Origin of the sequence: Flavobacterium sp. JAS (assembly GCF_020991455.1) — a bacterium.
Classification (GTDB): Bacteria; Bacteroidota; Bacteroidia; order Flavobacteriales; family Flavobacteriaceae; genus Flavobacterium.
The window spans coordinates 1-337 of the sequence record NZ_JAJMOX010000062.1 but is presented as its reverse complement, the minus strand read 5'-3'; the positions used below and the strand labels follow the sequence as shown (position 1 = coordinate 337).

Sequence of the window (337 nt, the reverse complement as noted above, 5' to 3'; positions counted from 1 at the left end):
TGATGGAGATGTGAGCAATATCATAAAAATCAGCGGTCAGTTTGTAGCTTCTGAGTCTTGCAGTAATTCCGGAACATATACTAATACATGGACTGTTATCGATGAATGTGGAAACACTTCGGATACTTTCACTCAAGTGATTACGATCGAAGATACTACTAAACCAGCCTGGACTACACTAGCAGGAACATTAGATGTAACTGTTCAATGTAGCGATACTCAAGCTTTGGCCTCTGCGCAAGCAACCTCCCCTATTGCAACTGATAATTGCGATGGAGATGTGAGCAATATCGTAAAAATCAGCGGTCAGTTTGTAGCGACTCAATCTTGTAGTAAT

At 40.9% G+C, this 337-nt stretch carries 1 protein-coding gene; it reads left to right on the top strand.

What is annotated here, in order from left to right; translation table 11 throughout:
• Positions 1–337 (top strand): hypothetical protein (locus LPB88_RS23745; protein ID WP_370635917.1); only part of this gene is annotated, 337 nt, incomplete at both ends.